Source organism: Arthrobacter sp. D3-18 (genome assembly GCF_054408525.1).
In genome coordinates, this window is record NZ_CP096440.1 from 3,127,796 (window position 1) to 3,147,458 (window position 19,663).

The following is a 19,663-nucleotide window of genomic DNA, read 5'->3' on the forward strand; positions in this document are numbered from 1 at the left end:
TTCTGGGAAATCGTTGGTTAACCGCTGCACGGCCGCGGGCCGGCGCCGCGTGTCAGGCTTGGAAGTAAGCCCGGACACCGGAAACGGCGTCGAGGAAAGCATCGACGTCGTCCGTGGTGTTGTAGAGGTACGTGCTCGCGCGGGTGGTGGCGGTGAGTCCGAGCCGGCGGTGCAGCGGCTGGGCGCAGTGGTGGCCCACGCGAACGGCGATGCCGCGGTCATCAAGGAACTGTCCGACGTCGTGGGCGTGGACCCCGGCGACGTCGAAGGCTGCCAGTCCGATTCGTTCAGAACCGGACGCCGGACCCACCACGCGAATGCCGTCGATGCTTTCCAGCCCCTTAACCAGGCGCTGGCCAAGCTCCGTTTCCCACGCATGGATGCGGTCAATTCCCGTCTCGGTGAGGTAGTTCACGGCAGTTGCCAGCGCAACAGCCTGGGAGATCCGCTGGGTCCCGGCCTCGAACCGCTGTGGTGCCGGCAAGTATTCGGCCCGTTCCATGGTGACCGTGGTGATCATGGACCCGCCCGTCAGGAAAGGCGGCAGGACATCCAAGAGCTCCTGCTTCCCGTACAGCACTCCCACGCCGGTGGGGGCCAGCATTTTATGGCCGGAGAAAACGGCGAAATCGACGTCCAGTTCCTTGACGTCAACGGCCATGTGCGGAACGGACTGGCAAGCGTCCAGGACCACCAAAGCTCCCACACGGCGGGCTATGGCTACCAGTTCTGCTACCGGGTTGATGGTGCCCAGGACGTTCGATGCATGGGTGAAGGCCAGGAGTTTGGTTCGCTCGCCCACGATTTCAGCGGCAGCATCAAGCCCCAGGATCCCGTCGTCAGTCACGGGGATGTACTTGAGCGTAGCACCGGTCCGGAAGGCGAGTTCCTGCCAAGGGATGAGGTTTGCGTGGTGCTCCATTTCGGTGACGACGATCTCGTCGCCCGGACCGATCGCGAGGTCCTTCAGGGCCGAACCACCACGTCCTTGGGAAGCCCACAGGGCGGCGTTGGATAGCGCGTAGCTGATGAGGTTGAGGCCCTCCGTGGCATTCGAGGTCCAGACGGTTTCCTCATACTGTGCGCCAATAAAGTCCGCCACGGTCTGTCGTGCGTCCTCAAAGACCTCGGTGGCTTCTACCGCAAGGTGGTGGGCGCCGCGGTGGACGGCGGCGTTGCGTTGCTCGTAGTATTCCTGCTCCGCTTCGATAACGCTCAGCGGGTTTTGCGAGGTAGCGCCGGAGTCAAGGTAGATCAAGGGTTTGCCGTTGACCATCTGGTCCAGCACCGGGAAATCGTTCCGGATCCGCATCACCTCCGCGTTGTCCATGGCGTGCATGGACCGCTGCAGTGAGGCGGGAGTTGATACGGCAGTCAAGGGGCGCTCCTTGGAAATCCTTCAGGGACTCCTCATTATCCCACGCTGGCCCCTACCCCGCGGTGTGCTGTACAGCACGTCAGCTGCCGGCCCGCCCCGGCACCCATCCCAGCGGTGGAACCATCCCGCTGTCGAAGGCAGTCCGGAGCCGCTCGACGAGCACCGAGGCCCGACGACTCGCTGCAGCGCGCGTCCTGGCTTCGTAACCACTGGCTGCCCGCGAATAGCAAAGCGCAGCATGGGCAAACTGCCGGTCCGCGGACAGGCTCCTCCCAGCCGACTCCAGTGCCTTGGGGTCGTTGTCCGTCAAGGCCGCTGCGAACTTTCGGAGCGCCGCACCGCCGGGGCCGTGAAGGGTGGCGGCCAGAGCGCTCAGGCGGGGCAGGATCCCAGGATCGTCGACGGCGGCACAGCCCGCGTTAAGTGTCAGGAGCGACAACACCTCCGCCTCCATCAGTGTGCTTCCTTGGGAGCGAAATTTTTCTGCCAGAGCCAACAGATGAATTGACGTGCCGGCGGCTTGGTCCTGTGCTGCCGCGATATACACGGCGCTGAGCTGTAGAAGGAGGTCATCAGGGCGTGCGGTGTTCGGAGCGGCATCCCGCGCGGGTTCCTGCGAAGCTTCCCGTGAGGCTTCCTGAGCAGCTTCCTGCGCGGCCATGCCCTGCCCGACCTTGGCCATGGCCTGCCGCGGGTTCCCACACAAAGCCTCGCAGTAGGCCAGCAGGGCGGCAGCCAGAGCGAGCACTGGCGGTAGGCCGGCGTCGTGCAGTTCAGCGACGACGGGTTCCAAGGTGGCGCGGGCCGCACGCGGTAGCCCCTGGCTCAGCTGGATGTAGCCCCGGGCGACGTCCAGGCATGCCGAAAGGTGCATCGGCATGGCGTAATCGGCGGGACAGTCTAAGAGCGGGTCAACAAGTCCCCATGCCAGGTTGTACCGGAGACTCACGACATGCCGGAGCAGTGCCCCAGGCAGGAACATCTCCATAGCCGGGTCAGCGCTGATGGTTTCCATCGCAACAGACGAGCTTTGCAGCGCTTCGGGCGCCGCCCCGGAAAGCAGCAGGCGCTCCGCTTCCCGCACCTTCCACATGATCAGGGCAGCAGGGTCAGTGGGTTCCTCGGAGCCCTGGAGGGAAAGCGCCTGCCCCACGTGCTGCAACTCAGCAGGCTCCGCGTCAAGAAGCATGGCACCGGGCGCGGCACCCAACAACCCGAGGGCCATGAGCCGGTGTGCGGCGTCCACCTTTACTCCAAGGGACCCACCCGCGGCCGCCAGGCGCCGAAGTTCCGGAGCTGCTTCCACGAGCTGGCCCTCGGCGATCAGCGCCCGCGCGCTCAGCAGTCGGGCTTCGTCAGCATGGTCCTCGCCCGTCACTGCTGAGGCGGCCCTCCGGGCGAGTTCGGCGGTGGACGGCCTGTCAGCGGCGGGAGCGGCGGCCAAGAGAAGCTCGTCGGAGAGGCTCAAGCCGCAGTCGAGGGTCCATGTCATCCATCGCAGCATGGCGGGGGCCGTCTCCGTAGTCAGCACCGGCTCTTCCAAACCCAGTCGCAGCACCATGCTCCGGGAGCGCGGCACGGACAAACGGGTTCCTTCGCCGCGCAGCCACGAACTTGTACGGATCAGCAGGGGCCGGCCCGGCAACAACCTGATGTCATGGTTCGTCAAGAGATGCTCCGTGGCTTTCTGCCCGAAGTGGCGCTCCACCACCTCCAACGCCACCGGCTCGGCCAGTGCGATGAGTTCCAGCGCTTGGCGTTCTTCCGGCGGGCGGGCAACATTCTCCGCCCGGACATGCTCAACCACGCTGGGCCAGTCGCAGTGCGCCCGGACATCGATAGTCCAGAATCCATCCACCTGTACCAGGAAACCGGCGCGGCGGGCATCATTCACCGCGAGGCAAAGCAATCCAACGTTGAAGCCACTCATGGCAGCGAGAAGGCTGCTCGCGCGTCGCTGGACCTGTCCGCCCAAGACGGTCTCGCACAGAGCATGAGCTTCCTTGAAGCTGAAGGGCGGCAGGAAGTACTGCTCCAGGAAGCCGTCTTCCCAGAGCTGGTAGAGGTCCTGCGGAAGGGGATAGCGGCTTTCCGCCGTAGCCACCAAGGTTGCACCGAAGCCCGGGATGAGCTGCAGCAGGACGGCCAGTGAGGCGGGATCGATGTGGTGGATGTCGTCCACCAACAGGACCAGCTGCGGCCGTGCCGGTTGACCGTGCCGCTTGTTCCGGCGTCGTCCAAGCGGAGGTGTATACAAGTAGTCGGCTGGCCCCAGAGTATTGGTGAGGGCCCGCAGGACGTGAAGGCCCGGAGCAACAGCCTCCTCCCCTTCGCCGGTGGAAACGGCTCCCAATGCGCCGAAGTGGAGAGCCCTGAGTTCCGGCTTTCCCGTGAAAGTGCGGACATCCACGGTTTTGGGGAGCCCCTCTTTGAGGGAGAGTAAAAGGTGGCTCTTTCCCGAGCCCCGCTCTCCCACCACCACGATGCCACTGGTGGAGGCCGATGGAACGGCGGAGAGGATGAGGTCGAGCAGCTGCGCCCTGTCCGGAAGTGTTGATGGCCTCAGCCCTGCTGTGACGGTGTCTTCGTCCAGCCAGGGGTCCGGCAACATGCACACTCCAATGGCAGCAGTCCCATCATGCGGGAGGGGTTAGGGGTCCGCGGTTCGCGGGGTCCCTGGCCTAGAAGCCGGCGGCGGCTGGGGGGAGAGTCTCGGTCTCAGAAGACTCTGTCGCCGCCGGCTTCGTACAGGGCCGGACCACCTTTCGGCGGCCGGAGCATCGGCTCAAGAGACCTCCGATGCGGGTGATGCGACTTCCGGAATCCCGGTGATGCTTGGGGCTGAACCGTTCTTCCAAGATCAATATTGCCGGGGCGCAGGATCGCGTACATCAGTAGTTGGTACTCGAAAAGCGGGCAGCTTTTGGTGCCGCGATACTCTGTTGTACTCAGTCCCCGGAGGGGGCACTACTTGGTTTCGACACGGAATACCCGCGCATTACTCCATTGATTGGGTAAATTCCGCGGGATTCCGGGGGCAGGTGGGCTGGAAGGCCTTGAAGGGGGTACTTAGCAGCGCGCGTCAGTGACGGACGGCCGCACCCAGATCTTCACGCCGCCGGATACCCAGTTTGGCGTAGCTCCGGTATAAATGACCTTCCACGGTCCGGACCGACACCATGAGCTTCTCGGCGATCTGGCGGTCGGTCAGTCCTGAGACGGCCAATGCCACGATGTCCTGCTCGCGTCGGGTCAGTGGCACGGATCGGTCCGCCTCCGTGTGCGGGTCGTGAACCAGGGCATCCCCCAGGCTGGCCTCGCTGACATCGCGCAGTACAGCTGCTTGCCGCGCCTCGGGCCGTTTTCCTTCAGCATCGAAGGTCACAGCAGCTCTGTCGAAGGCCACCGCGGCAGGTCCGGGCATCCCGGAAGCAGCCAGGAGATTGCCCGCATTCACGAGCCCTTGGCCCTCACCGCGCAACTGTGCCGCCGCAAGCGACTGCCAGCCCCCGGCCCAGCCTCCCGCCATCGACGACGCCGTTTCCTGGATGGATTCCATGGCCTCAACGTCCCCGAGCTCGGCCCTGAGCACCAGGTTTTGCATCAGAATGCCCGGCAACCGATGCAGATATCCGGATTCCGGAAGTCGGCTCAATTTCTGCAGCCCTGTGCCTTTGCTGAGAAGTTCCTGCCCTGCAAGCCTGAACAGTTCGGCGAGGGCCTCCACGAAGGCGCCTGCTCCGGCTGCCCCTCCTTGTTCGCTTTCCAAGCGCCGGGCGAGCTGTGTGTCGCCGGACTTGGCTGCGGCGTAGAACGCCAAGGCGTTACCAAGGCTTCGCAACTGCAGGGGGTCCCTGACCCGCAGCGCCTCGACGGTGGGCGCCAGCAGCTCCGTGGCCTGTTCCAGCCGGCCCTGGCGCAGCAGTGACATGCCTTTGAGCGCTTCAATGCCTCCACCAAAATAGATGAGTCCCGCGGCCGAACCGACGGCGTACCGGTCAAGGGCTGTAACGGCCGTTTCCCAGTCTCCGGATTCCAAGGCGGCAAGGGCGTAGCGCAGCAGAACAAAGTCGCTGAAGTACAGGAAGTCGTTGTCCTCTTCCAACAGCAGCAAGGCTTCCCGGCCAGCTTCCAAAGCCTGCACGGCTTGTCCCTCCACCGTCAGGAGCTCACACTGCATCGCCAACAGGAAAATCCGGTTCATGGCAAGGTCAGGTCCATCAGACCCTAGCGCTTCAGCGAACCGGTCCAGGCCCTCACGGAGTTCCTCATAGCGGCCGTCATTGGCGAGTACTGCCAATTCCAGCGCCCGCACGTGCCTTTCGACTTGCTGGACAACCGGGTCCGAGATCTCCCGCTCACCCGTCAGGGCTTTGGCAGCGGTCCGCGCATCAGCCACGATGTCCGCTGACGGATCGCCCGCGGCAGTGCGCGCGGCAGCCCATAGAAGGCCTGCACCCATAGGCCTCGACGGATCAGCGTCCAGGAACCCAGAGCCTTCCTCCAGCAACCGGACGGCAGTGCGGTAGCCGCCGTCGTTGTAATGGACCATGGCCATGACCGCGCTGGCCCGCGGACGGAGCGCCTCCGATCGAACCTTGCCCGCTGCCGCTATCGCGAGCGGATTCTGGAGCAGCTTGGCAGCCAGGACTGCTGCCTGCAGCAGCCGTTCATCATCGACGTCGGCACCACAGTCCAGTGCCCAGCTCACCATCCGGAGCAGCCCCTCGGCTGTGGACGGTTCAGCAGGCAATTGCTGCTCCATGCGCTGGCGGATTTGGAGGCTGCGGGCAGGCGAAACGATCTTGCGGAGCGCCTCACTGTACATGGGGTGCCACAACTTGAGGGGCCCGCCAGCTCCATTGGCGGAGAATACAAGCCGGCTGTCCATCAATGCCCGAACAGTGTCCCTGCCAACCTGCGTATCCAGCACAGCGGCAGGGACAGGCTCGGACAGGGCAATGATGTACATCGCCTCCCGTTCGGCCTCGCTGGTCCGGAGTACCCTGTTGCGGACAACCTCCGCCAGGCTTTCCCCCCTGCCGGAGAGTGCTCGGGTCAGGAGCCAGACCCCGTTCCGCCGTACCAGGTTTCCCTCAGACTTTGAGTCCTCAAGGAGGCAGTGAAGCAGCAATGGGTTGCCTTCGGACGCAGAGTGCAGGACCTCAGCCGCGCTGGACATGACGGTCCCGCCGAGCGTCTTTTCTGCCAGCTCAGTGACCGTTTGCTTGTCCAGCGGGTGGAGCTCCAGCCGTTCCGCGAGTCCGTCATACCAGAGTTGAAGCAGGGCCGCGGGCAAACCCGGCCTGGGCCTGCTGGTGGCTACGAGCCGCGCCCAACCCGCAGTGACCAGCTCGGCCAGAATCTGCGTACTACCTTCATCGAGGTCGTGTGCGTCGTCCACAATCAACAGCAGGCGCGCTCCTTCGCCGCCACGCCGCTTCTCAAACTGGGACCAGAACTCACGCAGGATCGCCACAGGCGACGTCGCCTGCTCAACAGGAAGATCCAGCAAGTACGGGGCAAGGACGCCGTAGGGCACGGCGGACAATGCGGGACTCCCATGAACCCGCATCACCACCATTTCCCCAGCCAGCCGCGCTGCGATTTCGGCTGCCAATGCGGTCTTGCCGATGCCGGGATCAGCAACCAGGAGCACGGCCCCGGCGCCTTCCTGCCGCAGAATCTCCATGGACAGGTCCAATTCGGCGTCCCGCCCTACAAGGTGCTCAGCCTGCATGGGCAACCCACACCATGTCTACGGAAGTTTCGCCGCTTGCCTCACAGCAGTCCATTGAGCTCGCCCCGAGACGATACGCCGAGCTTGGTGAACACCTGATACAGATGACCTTCTACAGTTCGCACAGACACCCCAATATCCATCGCGATTTCACGGTTGCTGACACCCTTTCCCGCGAGTTTAGCAATTTGGCGTTCCCGTTCGGTCAACACCGGCGCGTCGCTGCGTGGCTGGATCGGCAATGCAGGGACCGAATGTTCCAGCCGTTCAAGCCTCAGCTGCGCCGTTCGGGCTGCTGTTGTTTCCCCGGCGTCCCTGGCGTAATCGAGTGCCATGGCCACGCACCGGGCTTCCACCACCAACAGGTCAAGGGATGCTGCGGCATCAGCAGCCGCCAGCAACGAGCGGGAGCTCTTGGTCAGGGCACCACGTGCAAGGTCGCCGGAGATCCTGGCCAAAGGCCCTTGGCGACGGCCGGCAATATCCTCCAGCAAGCGGTATTCCTCATCCGTGCCTTCCACGGTGGCACCAAAAAGGTAGATGCCGGCCGTGGTGAAGCGCTGCTGCTCGATGTCTGTGCGTACCCGGGCCAGGAGCCGCTGCTTCACGTCAGGGTCGCCCATCCACCGCCCGGCCATCTCCGCACAGAACTCAGCGACGGATTCGGAGAAATATGTCCCCACTCCCCTGCAGGTTCTGTAGAGGTCCAGGTAGCGGCCTGCCTCCACGGAATTGCCCAGTTGAGCGTAGGCAAAAGCGGTGGCTGCATAGGCAACCTTGTTCATGTTCATGCTGGGCCGGAGCTCCAGTTGGGCAACGGCCGAACGCAGGGGCTCGATTGCGCTGGCGGGCTTGCCGGCATAAGCGAACGCGAGCCCAACTCCCAGTTCGGTGAGCGCACCCCGGTATTGAAGTCGTGAGGACCCTGAGGGTGTGCGGCGCATGAGCTCGATGCACTTCCGCCATTGCCCGGACAACAGGAGGACCAGGAACGCGTGCCTGGCGAAGGATTCCTCCAGCTGTGCGGGGCGGTCCGTGTCCCCCAAGTGCCGTGAAACGGTTCGCGCGAGTTGTTGTGCCTCCAACTCCCTGCCCAGCATGCAGCGGGCCTCGATCAGGAAGAAGGATGACTTGAGCCAGTGTTCACGGTCCTCCGCGGGATCCTTGGCCTGTTCCTCCTCCAACGCGTCAATCATGGCGGCGTAGTCACCCATGTAGGTTTGGTACTCGTAGCTGCATAGCCGGAGTCGGTTGCGCGCCGCGGCCATGGCCTGTGCCGGATAGTCCCCGGCCTTGGCTTCGAGCGTCTCCAGCCCGGCGGCGATAACTCCCGGCACCATTCCTGACCGACCGTCGATCCACGTCATCGCCTGGCATTTTGCGGCGATGACTTCAGCGAACTCCAACGGCTCCAAAACCGCGATGTGGGAATCGGACACCTCATCCAACGCTTGGGCCGCGTGCAACGGCAGGTCCAGCAAGAGGTAGGCCGCAGCTTTGAGCCGTTGTCCGGGCACCCATTCGCTGTCCTTCGGGTCCAGTGACAGCGTGCATTGAATGGCGAAGTTGGGGTCATAGTCATCCAAGGCGGCCCGCCCGGCCGCAAGTGCATGAGCGGGTGACGGCGCGGGTTCGTCCTCGGAGGCATGCATCCACGCCGCATAGCTCAGGAGGTCCTGCGGTGCCAGGGCTTGGAGTTCAGGCTCTTTGGGGCCGTGCAGCATCAACCGCAGCTCACGCATACGGCGGGTACTCAACCAGCCCCGCACCACCTCGCCAACGTACGGGTCCCGAAGCGAAACCCAGTGGTCCCCGTCCTTTTCAATAGTCAGCAGGGCTGACTCTTCCATCTCCACCAGAACTTCGGTCCCGAAGATGCCTGCCAGATCCAACAGTGTTGCGCGCTGCGCACAAGCCAGGATTTCGACGACGGTCCTGCTGGCTTGCGGTTCGCGCGCCAGTCTGGAGCGGACAAAGTCCTCCACAACCGTGGCACCCTCAAGTTTGATTCGGTCACGGAGAGTCCAGACGGAGTCGTTGAGAACCAGGTTGCCCGTGTGTCGCTGCTCCTCGAGAAGCGCATGCAGGAGCATGGGGTTGCCCCCCACGGCGGAGTGAAGTGAACCTACCAGTGTTGAAGAGACGTAGTGCCCCAGGACCGAGCCGAGGACCTGCTTGGTCTGTTCCTCGCTGAGCGTGTTCAGATGCACCTCACCCAGCGTTCCCTCAAGGACCAACCGATGGAAATCAGCTGGGAGGTCGCTGGCGCGTTGCACGGTGGCAATGACCTTCGCGGTGCCGGTAGCCATGAGGTTCAACAGCACCCCTGTGCTCATGGGATCCATGCCACCGGCGTTATCCACGATGAAAACGGTATCCCGGCCCGCGGCTTCTGCCCTGATCAGGTTCGTGACCGCGTGCAGGATGCCCGTAGGCGAGCCCACGGCGCCCGAGGGCAACCGGGCCAGCAGGAAACCAAGGCATCCATAGGGGGTTTGGCCGCTTGCTACGGTGTTGCGCAGCTGGAGGCTGTGGACTTTGGGGCCAAGCGATGACACCACCGCCCTGGCCAGGCCTGATTTACCGATTCCCCGTTCCCCGGTAAGGACCACACCGTAGGAGTCTGGCGATTCGAGGTGTTTGCCCGCCTTGGACAAATCGTGGCTCCGGGCCAACAGCGACCATGTTTGACGGTCTGTTGGGCCGCCCACAAGATCGGGAGCCGCAGCTCTCGCTACGCCTCCCCCGCTCCTGTTTAGCAACTCCGCCGACATCCGCATCCTTAGCTACACATCCGCGACAGTCCCCCACCGCTTACTTGCGTAAGATGCACACTACCGCCGGGCGCCCACAGTTTGTAGGCCTTAAGGTCCTCGGGACCGTCAGGCTTTCCTCAGGCTTTCCTCAAGATTTGCTCAAGCTTTGGCAGGGTGGTGCTTCTGTTGCGCGGCGAGCAAGCCCTGATCCATGAGCAGCTCCACTGCGTCAGCCGCTTCGTCCACCAGGAACGGCAGTTCCTTCTTCTCCGCGGTAGCGAAATCCCGGAGGACATAGTCGGCCGTCTCCATGCGCCCCGGCGGCCGGCCCACCCCTACACGGACGCGCAGGTAGTCCTTGGTGGCAAGTGCCTTGGAGATGTCGCGCAGACCGTTGTGCCCACCCTCACCGCCACCTATTTTTAGCTTGACTGTGTTAAAAGGGATGTCGATCTCGTCGTGGACGGCTATGACATGGTCCGGTGCGATGTCGAAAAAGTTGCACAGCCCTGCCACCGGACCACCTGAGACGTTCATGTACGTCATGGGCTTTGCGAGCACGACGCGAGGACCTCCGATGCCCAGCCGGCCCTCCACCACCTGGGCGCGGGCCTTGTGGACCTTGAACTTCCCACCCATGCGGGAAGCCAGTTCGTCCAGCACCATCTGGCCAACGTTGTGCCGGTTGTTGCTGTACTCGCTGCCGGGGTTGCCGAGGCCGACAATCAGCCAGGTGTCAGTCATGGTCTCATCCTAGGGAGGGTTCAGTTGATCAGCAGGGATGGTGGGTGGCAAAGAAGAAAGTGGCCGGGACCCCAAGGGTGCCCGGCCACTCAACGGCATAAGCCTCAAGCAGTCAGAAGACTACTCAGCGGCAGCTTCCGTGCTCTCTTCTTCTTCAGCACCAGCGGCTTCAGCGATGCGGACCACCAGGGTGTCGCCTTCGGTGAGCAGGATGGAACCCTTCGGCAGAACCAGGTCGGAGGCGTGGATGCTCTCGCCGGCCTTGAGGCCGTCAATGTTGACCTCGACGGCGGTGGGAACGTGGGTTGCCTCAGCTTCGAGGGAAACCGTGGTGGCTTCGAGGCTGGCGACAGCACCCGGAGCAACTTCACCGGAAACGTGGATGGCGATGTCGACGGTAACCTTCTCGCCGGCCTTCACGGTCTGGAGGTCAACGTGCTCGATGATCTGCTTTACGGGATCGCGCTGGATGTCCTTGACGAGCGTCAGGTGCTGCTCGCCGTCGACGTCGATTGCAAGCAGGGCGTTGGAAACGCGCACTGCCAGCGTGGTGGCGCGGCCCGGCAGGTTGATGTGGATGGGCTCCGCGCCGTGGCCGTAAATGACAGCCGGGATCTGGCCGGCCATGCGTGCACGGCGGGCAAAACCCTTGCCGAATTCGGTGCGCAGTTCTGCGGTGAGCTTCTGCTCAGACATGTGTACTCCTTGATTACTGTGGCACCCGGGAAGTCCGGGCTGGTTTATCAGCAAGGGCGGAGGTCTGGAGACCTTCTACGCCCGGCTGAGATCGGCCGCCGAGCAGCCGTTCCGCCTGTGTTGAAGGAGATGCAGACCCAGTCGATAACGGAGACCCGCAACCCTGGTCCACAAAATGCGAACCGGATGTGCTCTCCCTCGCCAAGGTATCCCCAAGAGTTTAGCAGCGGTTCGCGCCCTTTCTGAAAACGGGCAATGAAAACGGGCCACCCGCGCGCCCGAAGGCGGCGGATGGCCCGCTCAAATTCAGCAGTCCGGCGTTATGCTTTGCCGTCGAACAGGCTCGTGACCGAACCGTCGTCGAACACTTCACGAATGGCGCGGGCAATCAACGGTGCGATCGACAACACCGTCAGCGACGGGAAGCGCTTCTCTGCCGGGATGGGCAGCGTGTTGGTGACCACGACTTCGCGGGCGCCGGAATCAGCGAGGCGCTGCGCAGCAGGATCGGAGAAGACCGCGTGCGTGCAGGCAATGATGACGTCCTTGGCTCCGGCGTTCTTCAGAACCTGGACGGCACCGGAGATGGTTCCACCGGTATCGATCATGTCGTCGATGAGGACGCAGGTGCGGCCTTCAACCTGCCCAACAACAGTCTTGGAGACCGCCTGGTTGGGGACGGTGAGGTCGCGGCTCTTGTGAACGAACGCGAGCGGGGCACCGCCCAGGCGCTCAGCCCACTGCTCCGCTACCCGGACGCGGCCCGTGTCAGGCGAAACAACCGTGATGTTGTCGGCTTCCACCTTGGTGCGGATGTAGTCGGCCAGCAGCGGGATGGCCATCAGGTGGTCAACAGGACCGTCAAAGAAGCCCTGGATCTGCGAGGTGTGCAGGTCAACGGACATAATGCGGTCCGCGCCGGCAGTCTTGTAAAGGTCGGCAACCAGACGGGCGGAGATGGGCTCGCGACCGCGGCCCTTCTTGTCTTGGCGGGAGTACGGGTAGAACGGGGAAACAACCGTGATCCTCTTGGCCGAGGCACGCTTGAGGGAGTCAATCATGATCAACTGCTCCATGAGCCAGTTGTTCAGCGGAGCCGGGTGGGCCTGGATGACGAAGGCATCAGTGCCTCGCACGCTCTCGGCCGAACGGACGTAGATTTCCCCGTTGGCGAAGTCGTAGGCGTCGATGGGCAGGAGCTCGGTCTCCAGCTCCTTCGCGATTTCCTGCGCCAGCTCCGGATGCGCCCTTCCGGCGGCGAGAATCAGTTTCTTCTCGCCGTGTGCGGTAATTTCGCTCATGCCTGTTTGCCTTCTTCTATGGTTGCCGGGGATTGTGAAGATGTGGATGCGGATGCAAGCTCCTGCGCGGCCTCGGCCAGCTTTGCGGAGGCGGTGCCCGGCCGGTTGGCTGCTACCCAGCCTTCGGCGTTCCGTTGTGCGGCCAGGCTGAGCGCGAGGGCGCCCGCGGGAACATCCTTGCGAATGACCGCCCCGGCGCCACTGTAAGCGCCGTCGCCAACTGTCACAGGTGCCACGAAGACCGTGTTTGAACCCGTGCGGACGCCCGAGCCGATCACCGTGCGGTGCTTCTTCTCGCCGTCGTAGTTAGCGGTGATGTTGCCGCAACCGATGTTGGTGTCTTCGCCGATCTCAGCATCACCGGCGTAGCCCAGGTGGGACAGTTTGGAGCCGCGGCCGATTGTCACGTTCTTGGTTTCGTAGAACGCGCCGATCTTGCCGGTTTCGCCCAGGACGGTGCCGGGGCGGAGGTACGTGAACGGCCCAACGCTCGCCTTGGCACCGATAGTGGAACCCGAACCGTGCGTACGGATCACCTTTGCGCCCTCGCCAACGTTGACGTCGGTCAAAGTTGTGTCAGGACCCACGACGGCGTCGCGCGCCACCGTGGTGGAACCGTGCAGTTGGGTGTTTGGCAGCAACCGGACGTCTTCATCGAGCGTGACGGTGGAATCAATCCAGGTGGTGGCGGGATCCACCACGGTCACGCCGGCACGCATCCAGGACTCGATGATGCGGCGGTTGTGCTCGGCACCAAGCGCGGACAGCTGGATGCGGTCGTTGGCACCTTCAACCTGCCAACGGTCCTCAGTCACGACGGCGGCAACCCGGCCGCCTGCGTCACGGGCCAACCCGAGGACGTCGGTCAGGTACATCTCGCCCTGGGCGTTGTCCGTGGTGACCTTTGCCAGTGCGGTGCGCAAAACGGCGGCGTCGAACGCGTAAATACCGGAGTTGACCTCGCGGATGGTGCGCTCGGTCTCGCTGGCATCCTTGTGCTCACGAATACCGGTGACCGTGCCATCTTCGGCGCGCAGGATCCGGCCGTAGCCGGTTGCGTCGTCCAGCACCGCGGTGAGGACCGTGACGGCGTTGCCCTCAGCCTCGTGCGTGGCAACTAGTTCGCCGAGCAGTTGACCGGTCAGCAGCGGGACATCGCCGTAAGTGACCACCACGGTGCCGGAAAGTTCGGCGTCGGCGTCCAGCGCGTTGAGTGCGACTTCCACTGCGCGGCCAGTGCCGGGAACATCGTCCTGGTCAACAATGAGTGCTTCCGGATCCAGCCCGGTAACGTGCTCTGCTACGCGGTCACGCTCGTGGCGGACAACCAGGGCCAGTTTCAACGGGTTGATGGCACGTGCGGCGAGGAGAGCGTGGCCCACCATGGAGCGGCCGCCGATTTCGTGGAGGATTTTGGGAGTCCGCGACTTCATGCGCGTTCCGGCACCTGCGGCCAAAACGATCACCGCTGCGGGACCGGTGGTTTCGGGGCTCACGTACTGGCTCTCCTTGCTCGGTATGTCCCGGGTAACCCGGCTTCGGAATGCCGCCATCCAGCAATGGACCCAGGCACCGTGAGAGCCGCTACAGGTACAGAGAAGGAGCGCATTTTCCGACCGTTCCGCCCATAGGATTCGAACCTATACTCCACGGCTCCAAAGGCCGGGGTGCTGCCATTACACCAGAGCGGACCGTGCATGATTCATCCCCCGGATCTTGCGGCCCGGAGGGTTTCCCGGATCACCGGGATGCACACACAAGAATCTAGTTTGCCATGACCAATGCATGCTTCGCGACTTGACCACCCCGAGGCCGCTCCGCGATTCACACTTGCGCCCCTGGAGGACCCGCCCTGCGCCCGCTCCAGCAGCCACTTAGGGCATGATGGACACGTGAGCAACCGCACTGAACTCCCCCGGCCGGCGGCCGCCTCCGAGCCCGCAGAGCACGTCAGCGGAGGCCCGGCAGTGCGCATACGGATGACCGGACAGCAGCGGAAATCACAACTCGTCGGCATCGGTCGTGCCCTCTTCGCCGCCCGGGGACTGGATGGCACCACCATCGAGGAAATCGCCGCGGCCGCCGGGGTCTCCAAGCCCGTGATCTACGAACACTTCGGCTCCAAGGAAGGCTTGTACCGCCAGGTTGTAGAGACCGAATTCCGGATCCTCCTGGACTCCATCACCGAGGCCCTCAGCACCGAAGCCAAGCCCCGCGTACTGGTCGAACGGGCTGCATTGGCACTCCTTGGCTATATCGAGGACCGCACCGACGGCTTCCGGATCCTCGTGCGCGACGCCCCGCCCTCACAGCCCGAGGGCGCCTTCTCGACGCTGCTCACGCATGTGACGGCCCGTGTGGAACACCTGCTCTCCGACGAATTCGCGCGGCGCGGATTCAGCGCCGCGGACGGAGCCATGTATGCACAGATGCTCGTGGGAATGGTGGCCATGACAGGCCAGTGGTGGCTCGACAGCCGCACGCCAGACAAACGCGCTGTCGCCGCTCACTTGGTGAACCTTGCGTGGAACGGCCTTACCGGCCTGCAGAAGGAGCCCGGGCTCCGCTCCGAGGGCTAACGCACCCTCTCTCACCTCCCGCGTGCTTGAGCCCCACCCTCTCTCACGTCCTACGTGCTTGAGCCCCACCCTCTCTCACATCCCACCAGCTTGAGCCCCACCCTCTCTCACATCCCACGTGCTTGATACTTTGTAGGATGTGCTCATGACGGCACCACAGATCTATGTAAGTTTCCCCGGAACGGCTCGTGAGGCGCTTGGCTTCTACGCGAAGATCTTCGGTGGAGACCTTTCCCTGTACACCTTCGAGGAATTCAATCGCACCGACGGTCCTTCGGATGCGATCGCCCACGGGGTCCTCAGCGGGGTGGTTTCATTGGGCGGATCTGACGCTTCAAACGGCGAAAAGAGCATACGCACCGAAGGAGTCATGCTCTCACTGCTGGGAGCAGCCGAACCAGCAGTCCTTCACGAATGGTTCGGCAAGCTCGCCGACGGAGGCCGAATCGTGGACCCACTTGCGCCGAAACCATGGGGGGCATCAGACGGCCAGGTAGTGGACCGCCACGGCCTGCACTGGCTCATAGGCTACGAACCATCGCAGTAACCGCGGGACGTGAGAGACGGCCTGCCCCAAACCCGAGGGAAGTGAGAGACGGTCCACCCCAAACCCGCGGGACGTGAGAGACGGTCCGCCTCAAACCAGCGGGACGTGAGAGAGGGTTGGTAGTCGGCGGACGGCGCTCACCGCTCAATCTACTCGCCGAGGATTTCGGCGGCCTCGAGCCACTCCAGCTCCAGGCCCTCTTTCTCCTCGAGCAATTCCTGGAGCTTTACGTTGAGCTCCCCCAGGGCATCGAAGTCACCGGATTCGGACTTGGCTGCCATCTGGGTGTGGAGCTTTTCTTCCTGCTGCGAGATCTTGCCGAGTTGGCGGTCGATCCTGTTGAGGTCCTTCCGGGCTTCGCGCTTTTCGGCTTCGCTGGCACCGGACGTAGCGGCACTCGACGAAGTACCGCCACTGGCAGCAGTCGGCGCTCCGGAGCCGCCGCCAACAGCGCCCGAAGCCAGTGCAGCTTCACGCAATTCGAGGTACTGGTCCACACCGCCGGGCAGGCCACGGAGCTTGCCGTCTCCCAGGAGTGCCATTTGGTTGTCAGTGACGCGTTCCAGGAGGTAGCGGTCGTGGCTGACAACCACCAATGTGCCGGGCCAGCCGTCCAGGACGTCTTCGACGGCGGCTAGGGTGTCGGTGTCGAGGTCGTTGGTGGGTTCGTCGAGCATCAGGACGTTGGGCTCCCCTACCAGCAGCCGCAGGAGCTGAAGCCGACGACGCTCACCGCCGGAGAGATCGCTGACGGGTGTCCACTGCTTTTCCTTGGTGAATCCCAGTTGTTCCACGAGCTGGCCGGCGGTGAATTCCTTGCCGCCCACGCTGAAGGACCGCTTTTCGCGTTCGATGACCTCAATGACGCGCAGGTCCGAGACTTCGTCGAGCTCTTTGACGTCCTGGGTGAGCACAGCGGTGACCACGGTCTTGCCCCGCTTGACCTTGCCGGAGCTCGGCTGAATTTCACCGTTCAGCAGCCTCAGGAGCGTGGACTTGCCGGCTCCGTTGACGCCCACCAGGCCAAGCCTTTCGCCCGGTGCCAGCCGCAGGGTGATGTTGTCGAAAAGTTTCTGCCCGTCCTCCCCGTCGAGAAAATCAAGGGTCACGTTCTCGAGGTCCAGCACGTCCTTGCCCAGGCGTGCCGTAGCCATTTTGCTGAGGGCCACCGAGTCGCGGGGATCGGGTACGTCTGCAATGAGGTCATTGGCAGCTTCGATCCGGAACTTCGGCTTGGCCGTTCGGGCAGGTGCCCCACGCCGAAGCCATGCGAGTTCCTTCTTGACGAGCTGCTGGCGTTTACCTTCGACGACGGCGGCCATGCGGTCGCGCTCGGCGCGCGCCAAAACGTAAGCAGCGTAACCGCCGTCGAACATGTCCACCATGGCGTCGTGGACTTCCCAGGTGTAGTTGCAGACTTCGTCGAGGAACCAGCGGTCGTGGGTGACCACCAGGAACGCGCCCTGATTGGCGCGCCACCGTGTCTTGAGGTGCCGGGCGAGCCACGCCACACCTTCGACGTCGAGGTGGTTGGTTGGTTCGTCCAGCATGATGACGTCGTGGTCTTCGATGAGGAGCTTGGCCAGCGCTACACGGCGCTTCTGGCCACCGGATAGAGCATGGACGTTGGCGTGCCAGTCGACGTCACCCACCAGTCCGCCCATGACTTCGCGGATCTTCGCGTTGGCCGCCCATTCGTGGTCCGCGCGGTCACCGACGATCGCAGCGCCTACTGTGAGGTCGCCGTCAAGCACGTCGCCTTGATCCAGGTAGCCGACGTTCACGTCTCCGCGCTTGGTGACGCGGCCGGAGTCCGGCGTCGAACGCAAGGCAAGCAGGCGCATGAGCGTCGATTTACCGTCGCCGTTGCGCCCCACCATGCCGATGCGGTCGCCATCCTCCAAGCCGAGGGTGACACCATCAAGGACAGTGCGGGTCGCAAACGAAACGGTCAGGTTTTCGCCGCCAAGCAGGTGGGCCAATGGGTACTACTTTCTGATGCTGGAATGCGGGGTACAAAAAATGCGGGGTACTAAAGGAGGGTATCGGAGATGATCCGGGCGCCGGGCACGGGACCGTGGACGGCCAGGGCATTGTGTCCCCGGTGGCCCAGCTCCTCTGCAAGGACCGTGGCTGAGACGGAATCCCGGGCAAGCAGGGCGATGGTGGGCCCCGAGCCGGACACCATGCCGGCAAGGGCACCGCGCGCCTCACCCAGTCCTATGGTGTCGCGAAGCTGGGGTGCGAGCGTAATGGATGCCCGCTGGAGGTCGTTGATCAGTACTCGGCTGAGGGTTTCGGGGTCACCGTTCCGCAGGGCTTGCAGGATGGTGGGGTCCACGTCAACGGGCTCGGGAATCTCGATGCCTTCTGAGTCCCGAAGCCCGTCAAGGGTGCGGAACACGTCAGGGGTGGACAGCCCGTAGTCGGCAAAAACCAGCACCCAATCCATTTGCGCCTTGGCCAGTGCGGGCGAGAGTTTATCTCCCACACCAAGCCCGACGGCGGTGCCGCCCAGGAGCGAGAACGGTACGTCTGCGCCTAATTCGGCTGCCAGGTGCGCGAGTTCCTCGCGTGAAAGGCCGCTGTTCCAGAGCGCATCGCAGGCCAGCAGGGTGGCGGCAGCGTCTGCAGAGCCACCACCCATGCCCCCGGCTACGGGAACACGCTTGGTAATTTCCAAGTGGACGCCGGTTGGTTTCTCCGACATTTCGGCCATGATGGCCGCAGCCTTGTAGGCGAGATTGCGCTCATCCAAGGGGATGTCCACGCCGTCCAGATCCAGTGTGCTGTCCGGGCTGATGCTGACAGTGATCCCTTCAGCCTCGGTACTCGTGGCGGCCACTTCCTCGTAGAGGGAGACGGCGAGGTACACGCTGGCCACCGAATGGTAGCCGTCGGGCCGCAGCGGTCCTACGCCCAGGGAGACGTTGATTTTGCCGGGGGCTTTGACGCGAACCGTGCGGGCATGAAAGCGATCCCCCACGAACGGGAGGCTGCTTGGCTTGCGGTTACCCGGGTTCATGCGTCCACAGGGTGGCGGGCTTCGGCGATCTTGACGTAGGCATGGATATCCAGGACCTCGCCGCGCGCCGTGGGGTCAACTCCGGCGGCCACGAGGCACCGCTCAGCTTCGGAGGCGCTCCCGGCCCAACCGGCGAGTGCCGCGCGCAGCGTTTTCCGCCGCTGCGCAAAGGCAGCATCGATGACGGCGAATACTTGTTCACGCGTGGCATGCGTTTCCGGGGGGTTATGCCGGGTGAAGGCAACCAGGCCTGAATGGATCTTCGGCGCAGGCCAGAAGACGTTCATCCCGATGACGCCGGCCTTGCGCATGTGGCCATACCAGGCGGCCTTGACCGACGGGACACCGTAGATCTTGGAACCCGGTGTGGCGGCCAGACGATCCGCAACCTCATCCTGAACCATGACCAAGCCATGCTGGAGGCTGGGGAAATGTTGCAGCAGGTGAAGCACCACCGGAACGGCCACGTTGTAGGGCAGGTTGGCCACCAATGCGGTGGGTGGCACAGGCAGTTCGGTGACCTTCATGGCGTCCGACAACACCAGGTGGAAGTTGTCCTCCGCCCCGGGCCGCCAAGCGCGCACCGTCGCAGGCAGCTTTTCAGCCAACACTGGATCGATTTCGACGGCGACCACAGCCTTGGCCGCGTCCAGCAAACCGAGTGTCAAGGAGCCAAGCCCAGGGCCTACCTCCAGAACGGTTTCGTCGTCGCCAATATTGGCTGCGGCCACAATCCTGCGGATGGTATTGCCGTCAATCACAAAGTTCTGCCCCAGGGTTTTCGTGGGGCGTACACCGATTTCCTCGGCGAGCCGTCGGATATCTGTGGCGCCCATCAGAGGCGCGACGGCGGCGGGTTCGGAATTCGGTTCAGTCACCTAGGTATCGTATCGCCTG

The 19,663-nt window shown here is 63.6% G+C and carries 13 protein-coding genes and 1 tRNA gene; 2 read left to right on the forward strand and 12 right to left on the reverse strand.

Translation table 11 applies throughout. The features are described from left to right. Nucleotides 1–52: 52 nt before the first annotated feature. The 9 genes from M1D89_RS16500 to M1D89_RS16540 all read right to left on the reverse strand — a co-directional run bounded on the left by M1D89_RS16500 (nt 53) and on the right by M1D89_RS16540 (nt 14,306). Entirely contained in the window at nt 53–1,378 is a 1,326-nt protein-coding gene (locus M1D89_RS16500) for a cysteine desulfurase (protein WP_498645127.1), read from the reverse strand. A gap of 79 nt (nt 1,379–1,457) precedes the next feature. Then, nucleotides 1,458–3,989, reverse strand: a complete 2,532-nt coding sequence (locus tag M1D89_RS16505) for an AAA family ATPase (protein WP_498645129.1) — start codon at nt 3,987–3,989, stop codon at nt 1,458–1,460. A 471-nt stretch (nt 3,990–4,460) separates the two neighbouring features. After that, nucleotides 4,461–7,118, reverse strand: a complete 2,658-nt coding sequence (locus M1D89_RS16510; protein ID WP_498645131.1) for an AAA family ATPase — start codon at nt 7,116–7,118, stop codon at nt 4,461–4,463. Nucleotides 7,119–7,159: 41 nt separating this feature from the next. Beyond that, nucleotides 7,160–9,892 (reverse strand): helix-turn-helix transcriptional regulator, encoded by a 2,733-nt coding sequence (locus tag M1D89_RS16515; protein ID WP_498645132.1) that lies wholly within the window; start codon nt 9,890–9,892, stop codon nt 7,160–7,162. A gap of 141 nt (nt 9,893–10,033) precedes the next feature. Next, a complete protein-coding gene (gene pth, locus M1D89_RS16520) occupies nt 10,034–10,618 on the reverse strand; it encodes an aminoacyl-tRNA hydrolase (RefSeq protein WP_476116047.1) in 585 nt (194 codons plus the stop codon). Nucleotides 10,619–10,738: 120 nt separating this feature from the next. Continuing rightward, nucleotides 10,739–11,314, reverse strand: a complete 576-nt coding sequence (locus tag M1D89_RS16525) for a 50S ribosomal protein L25/general stress protein Ctc (RefSeq protein ID WP_091466180.1) — start codon at nt 11,312–11,314, stop codon at nt 10,739–10,741. Between the two features lie 320 nt (nt 11,315–11,634). Next, nucleotides 11,635–12,615, reverse strand: a complete 981-nt coding sequence (locus M1D89_RS16530; protein WP_011774071.1) for a ribose-phosphate diphosphokinase — start codon at nt 12,613–12,615, stop codon at nt 11,635–11,637. After that, nucleotides 12,612–14,111, reverse strand: a complete 1,500-nt coding sequence (gene glmU / locus M1D89_RS16535; protein ID WP_498645137.1) for a bifunctional UDP-N-acetylglucosamine diphosphorylase/glucosamine-1-phosphate N-acetyltransferase GlmU — start codon at nt 14,109–14,111, stop codon at nt 12,612–12,614. The genes M1D89_RS16530 and glmU overlap by 4 nt, the downstream gene beginning before the upstream one ends. A gap of 123 nt (nt 14,112–14,234) precedes the next feature. Beyond that, nucleotides 14,235–14,306 (reverse strand) — tRNA-Gln (locus M1D89_RS16540). A gap of 288 nt (nt 14,307–14,594) precedes the next feature. Between M1D89_RS16540 and M1D89_RS16545 the strand changes: the two genes are divergently transcribed. Beyond that, nucleotides 14,595–15,194: a TetR/AcrR family transcriptional regulator gene (locus tag M1D89_RS16545; protein WP_026005575.1), complete on the forward strand. Its 600-nt coding sequence runs from the start codon at nt 14,595–14,597 to the stop codon at nt 15,192–15,194. A 145-nt stretch (nt 15,195–15,339) separates the two neighbouring features. Then, complete coding sequence (locus M1D89_RS16550) at nt 15,340–15,741, forward strand: VOC family protein (RefSeq protein WP_498645139.1); 402 nt, start codon at nt 15,340–15,342, stop codon at nt 15,739–15,741. Between the two features lie 149 nt (nt 15,742–15,890). Here M1D89_RS16550 and M1D89_RS16555 read toward each other — a convergent pair whose 3' ends face one another. The 3 genes from M1D89_RS16555 to rsmA are packed head-to-tail and all read right to left on the reverse strand — an operon-like array spanning nt 15,891 to nt 19,644. Then, the gene (locus M1D89_RS16555) at nt 15,891–17,723 is read right to left on the reverse strand and encodes an ABC-F family ATP-binding cassette domain-containing protein (RefSeq protein ID WP_498645141.1); all 1,833 of its coding nucleotides are present in this window, start codon (nt 17,721–17,723) and stop codon (nt 15,891–15,893) included. Between the two features lie 50 nt (nt 17,724–17,773). Next, nucleotides 17,774–18,766: a 4-(cytidine 5'-diphospho)-2-C-methyl-D-erythritol kinase gene (locus M1D89_RS16560; RefSeq protein WP_498645143.1), complete on the reverse strand. Its 993-nt coding sequence runs from the start codon at nt 18,764–18,766 to the stop codon at nt 17,774–17,776. Then, the gene (gene rsmA, locus M1D89_RS16565) at nt 18,763–19,644 is read right to left on the reverse strand and encodes a 16S rRNA (adenine(1518)-N(6)/adenine(1519)-N(6))-dimethyltransferase RsmA (protein WP_498645145.1); all 882 of its coding nucleotides are present in this window, start codon (nt 19,642–19,644) and stop codon (nt 18,763–18,765) included. The genes M1D89_RS16560 and rsmA overlap by 4 nt, the downstream gene beginning before the upstream one ends. Nucleotides 19,645–19,663: the final 19 nt, after the last annotated feature.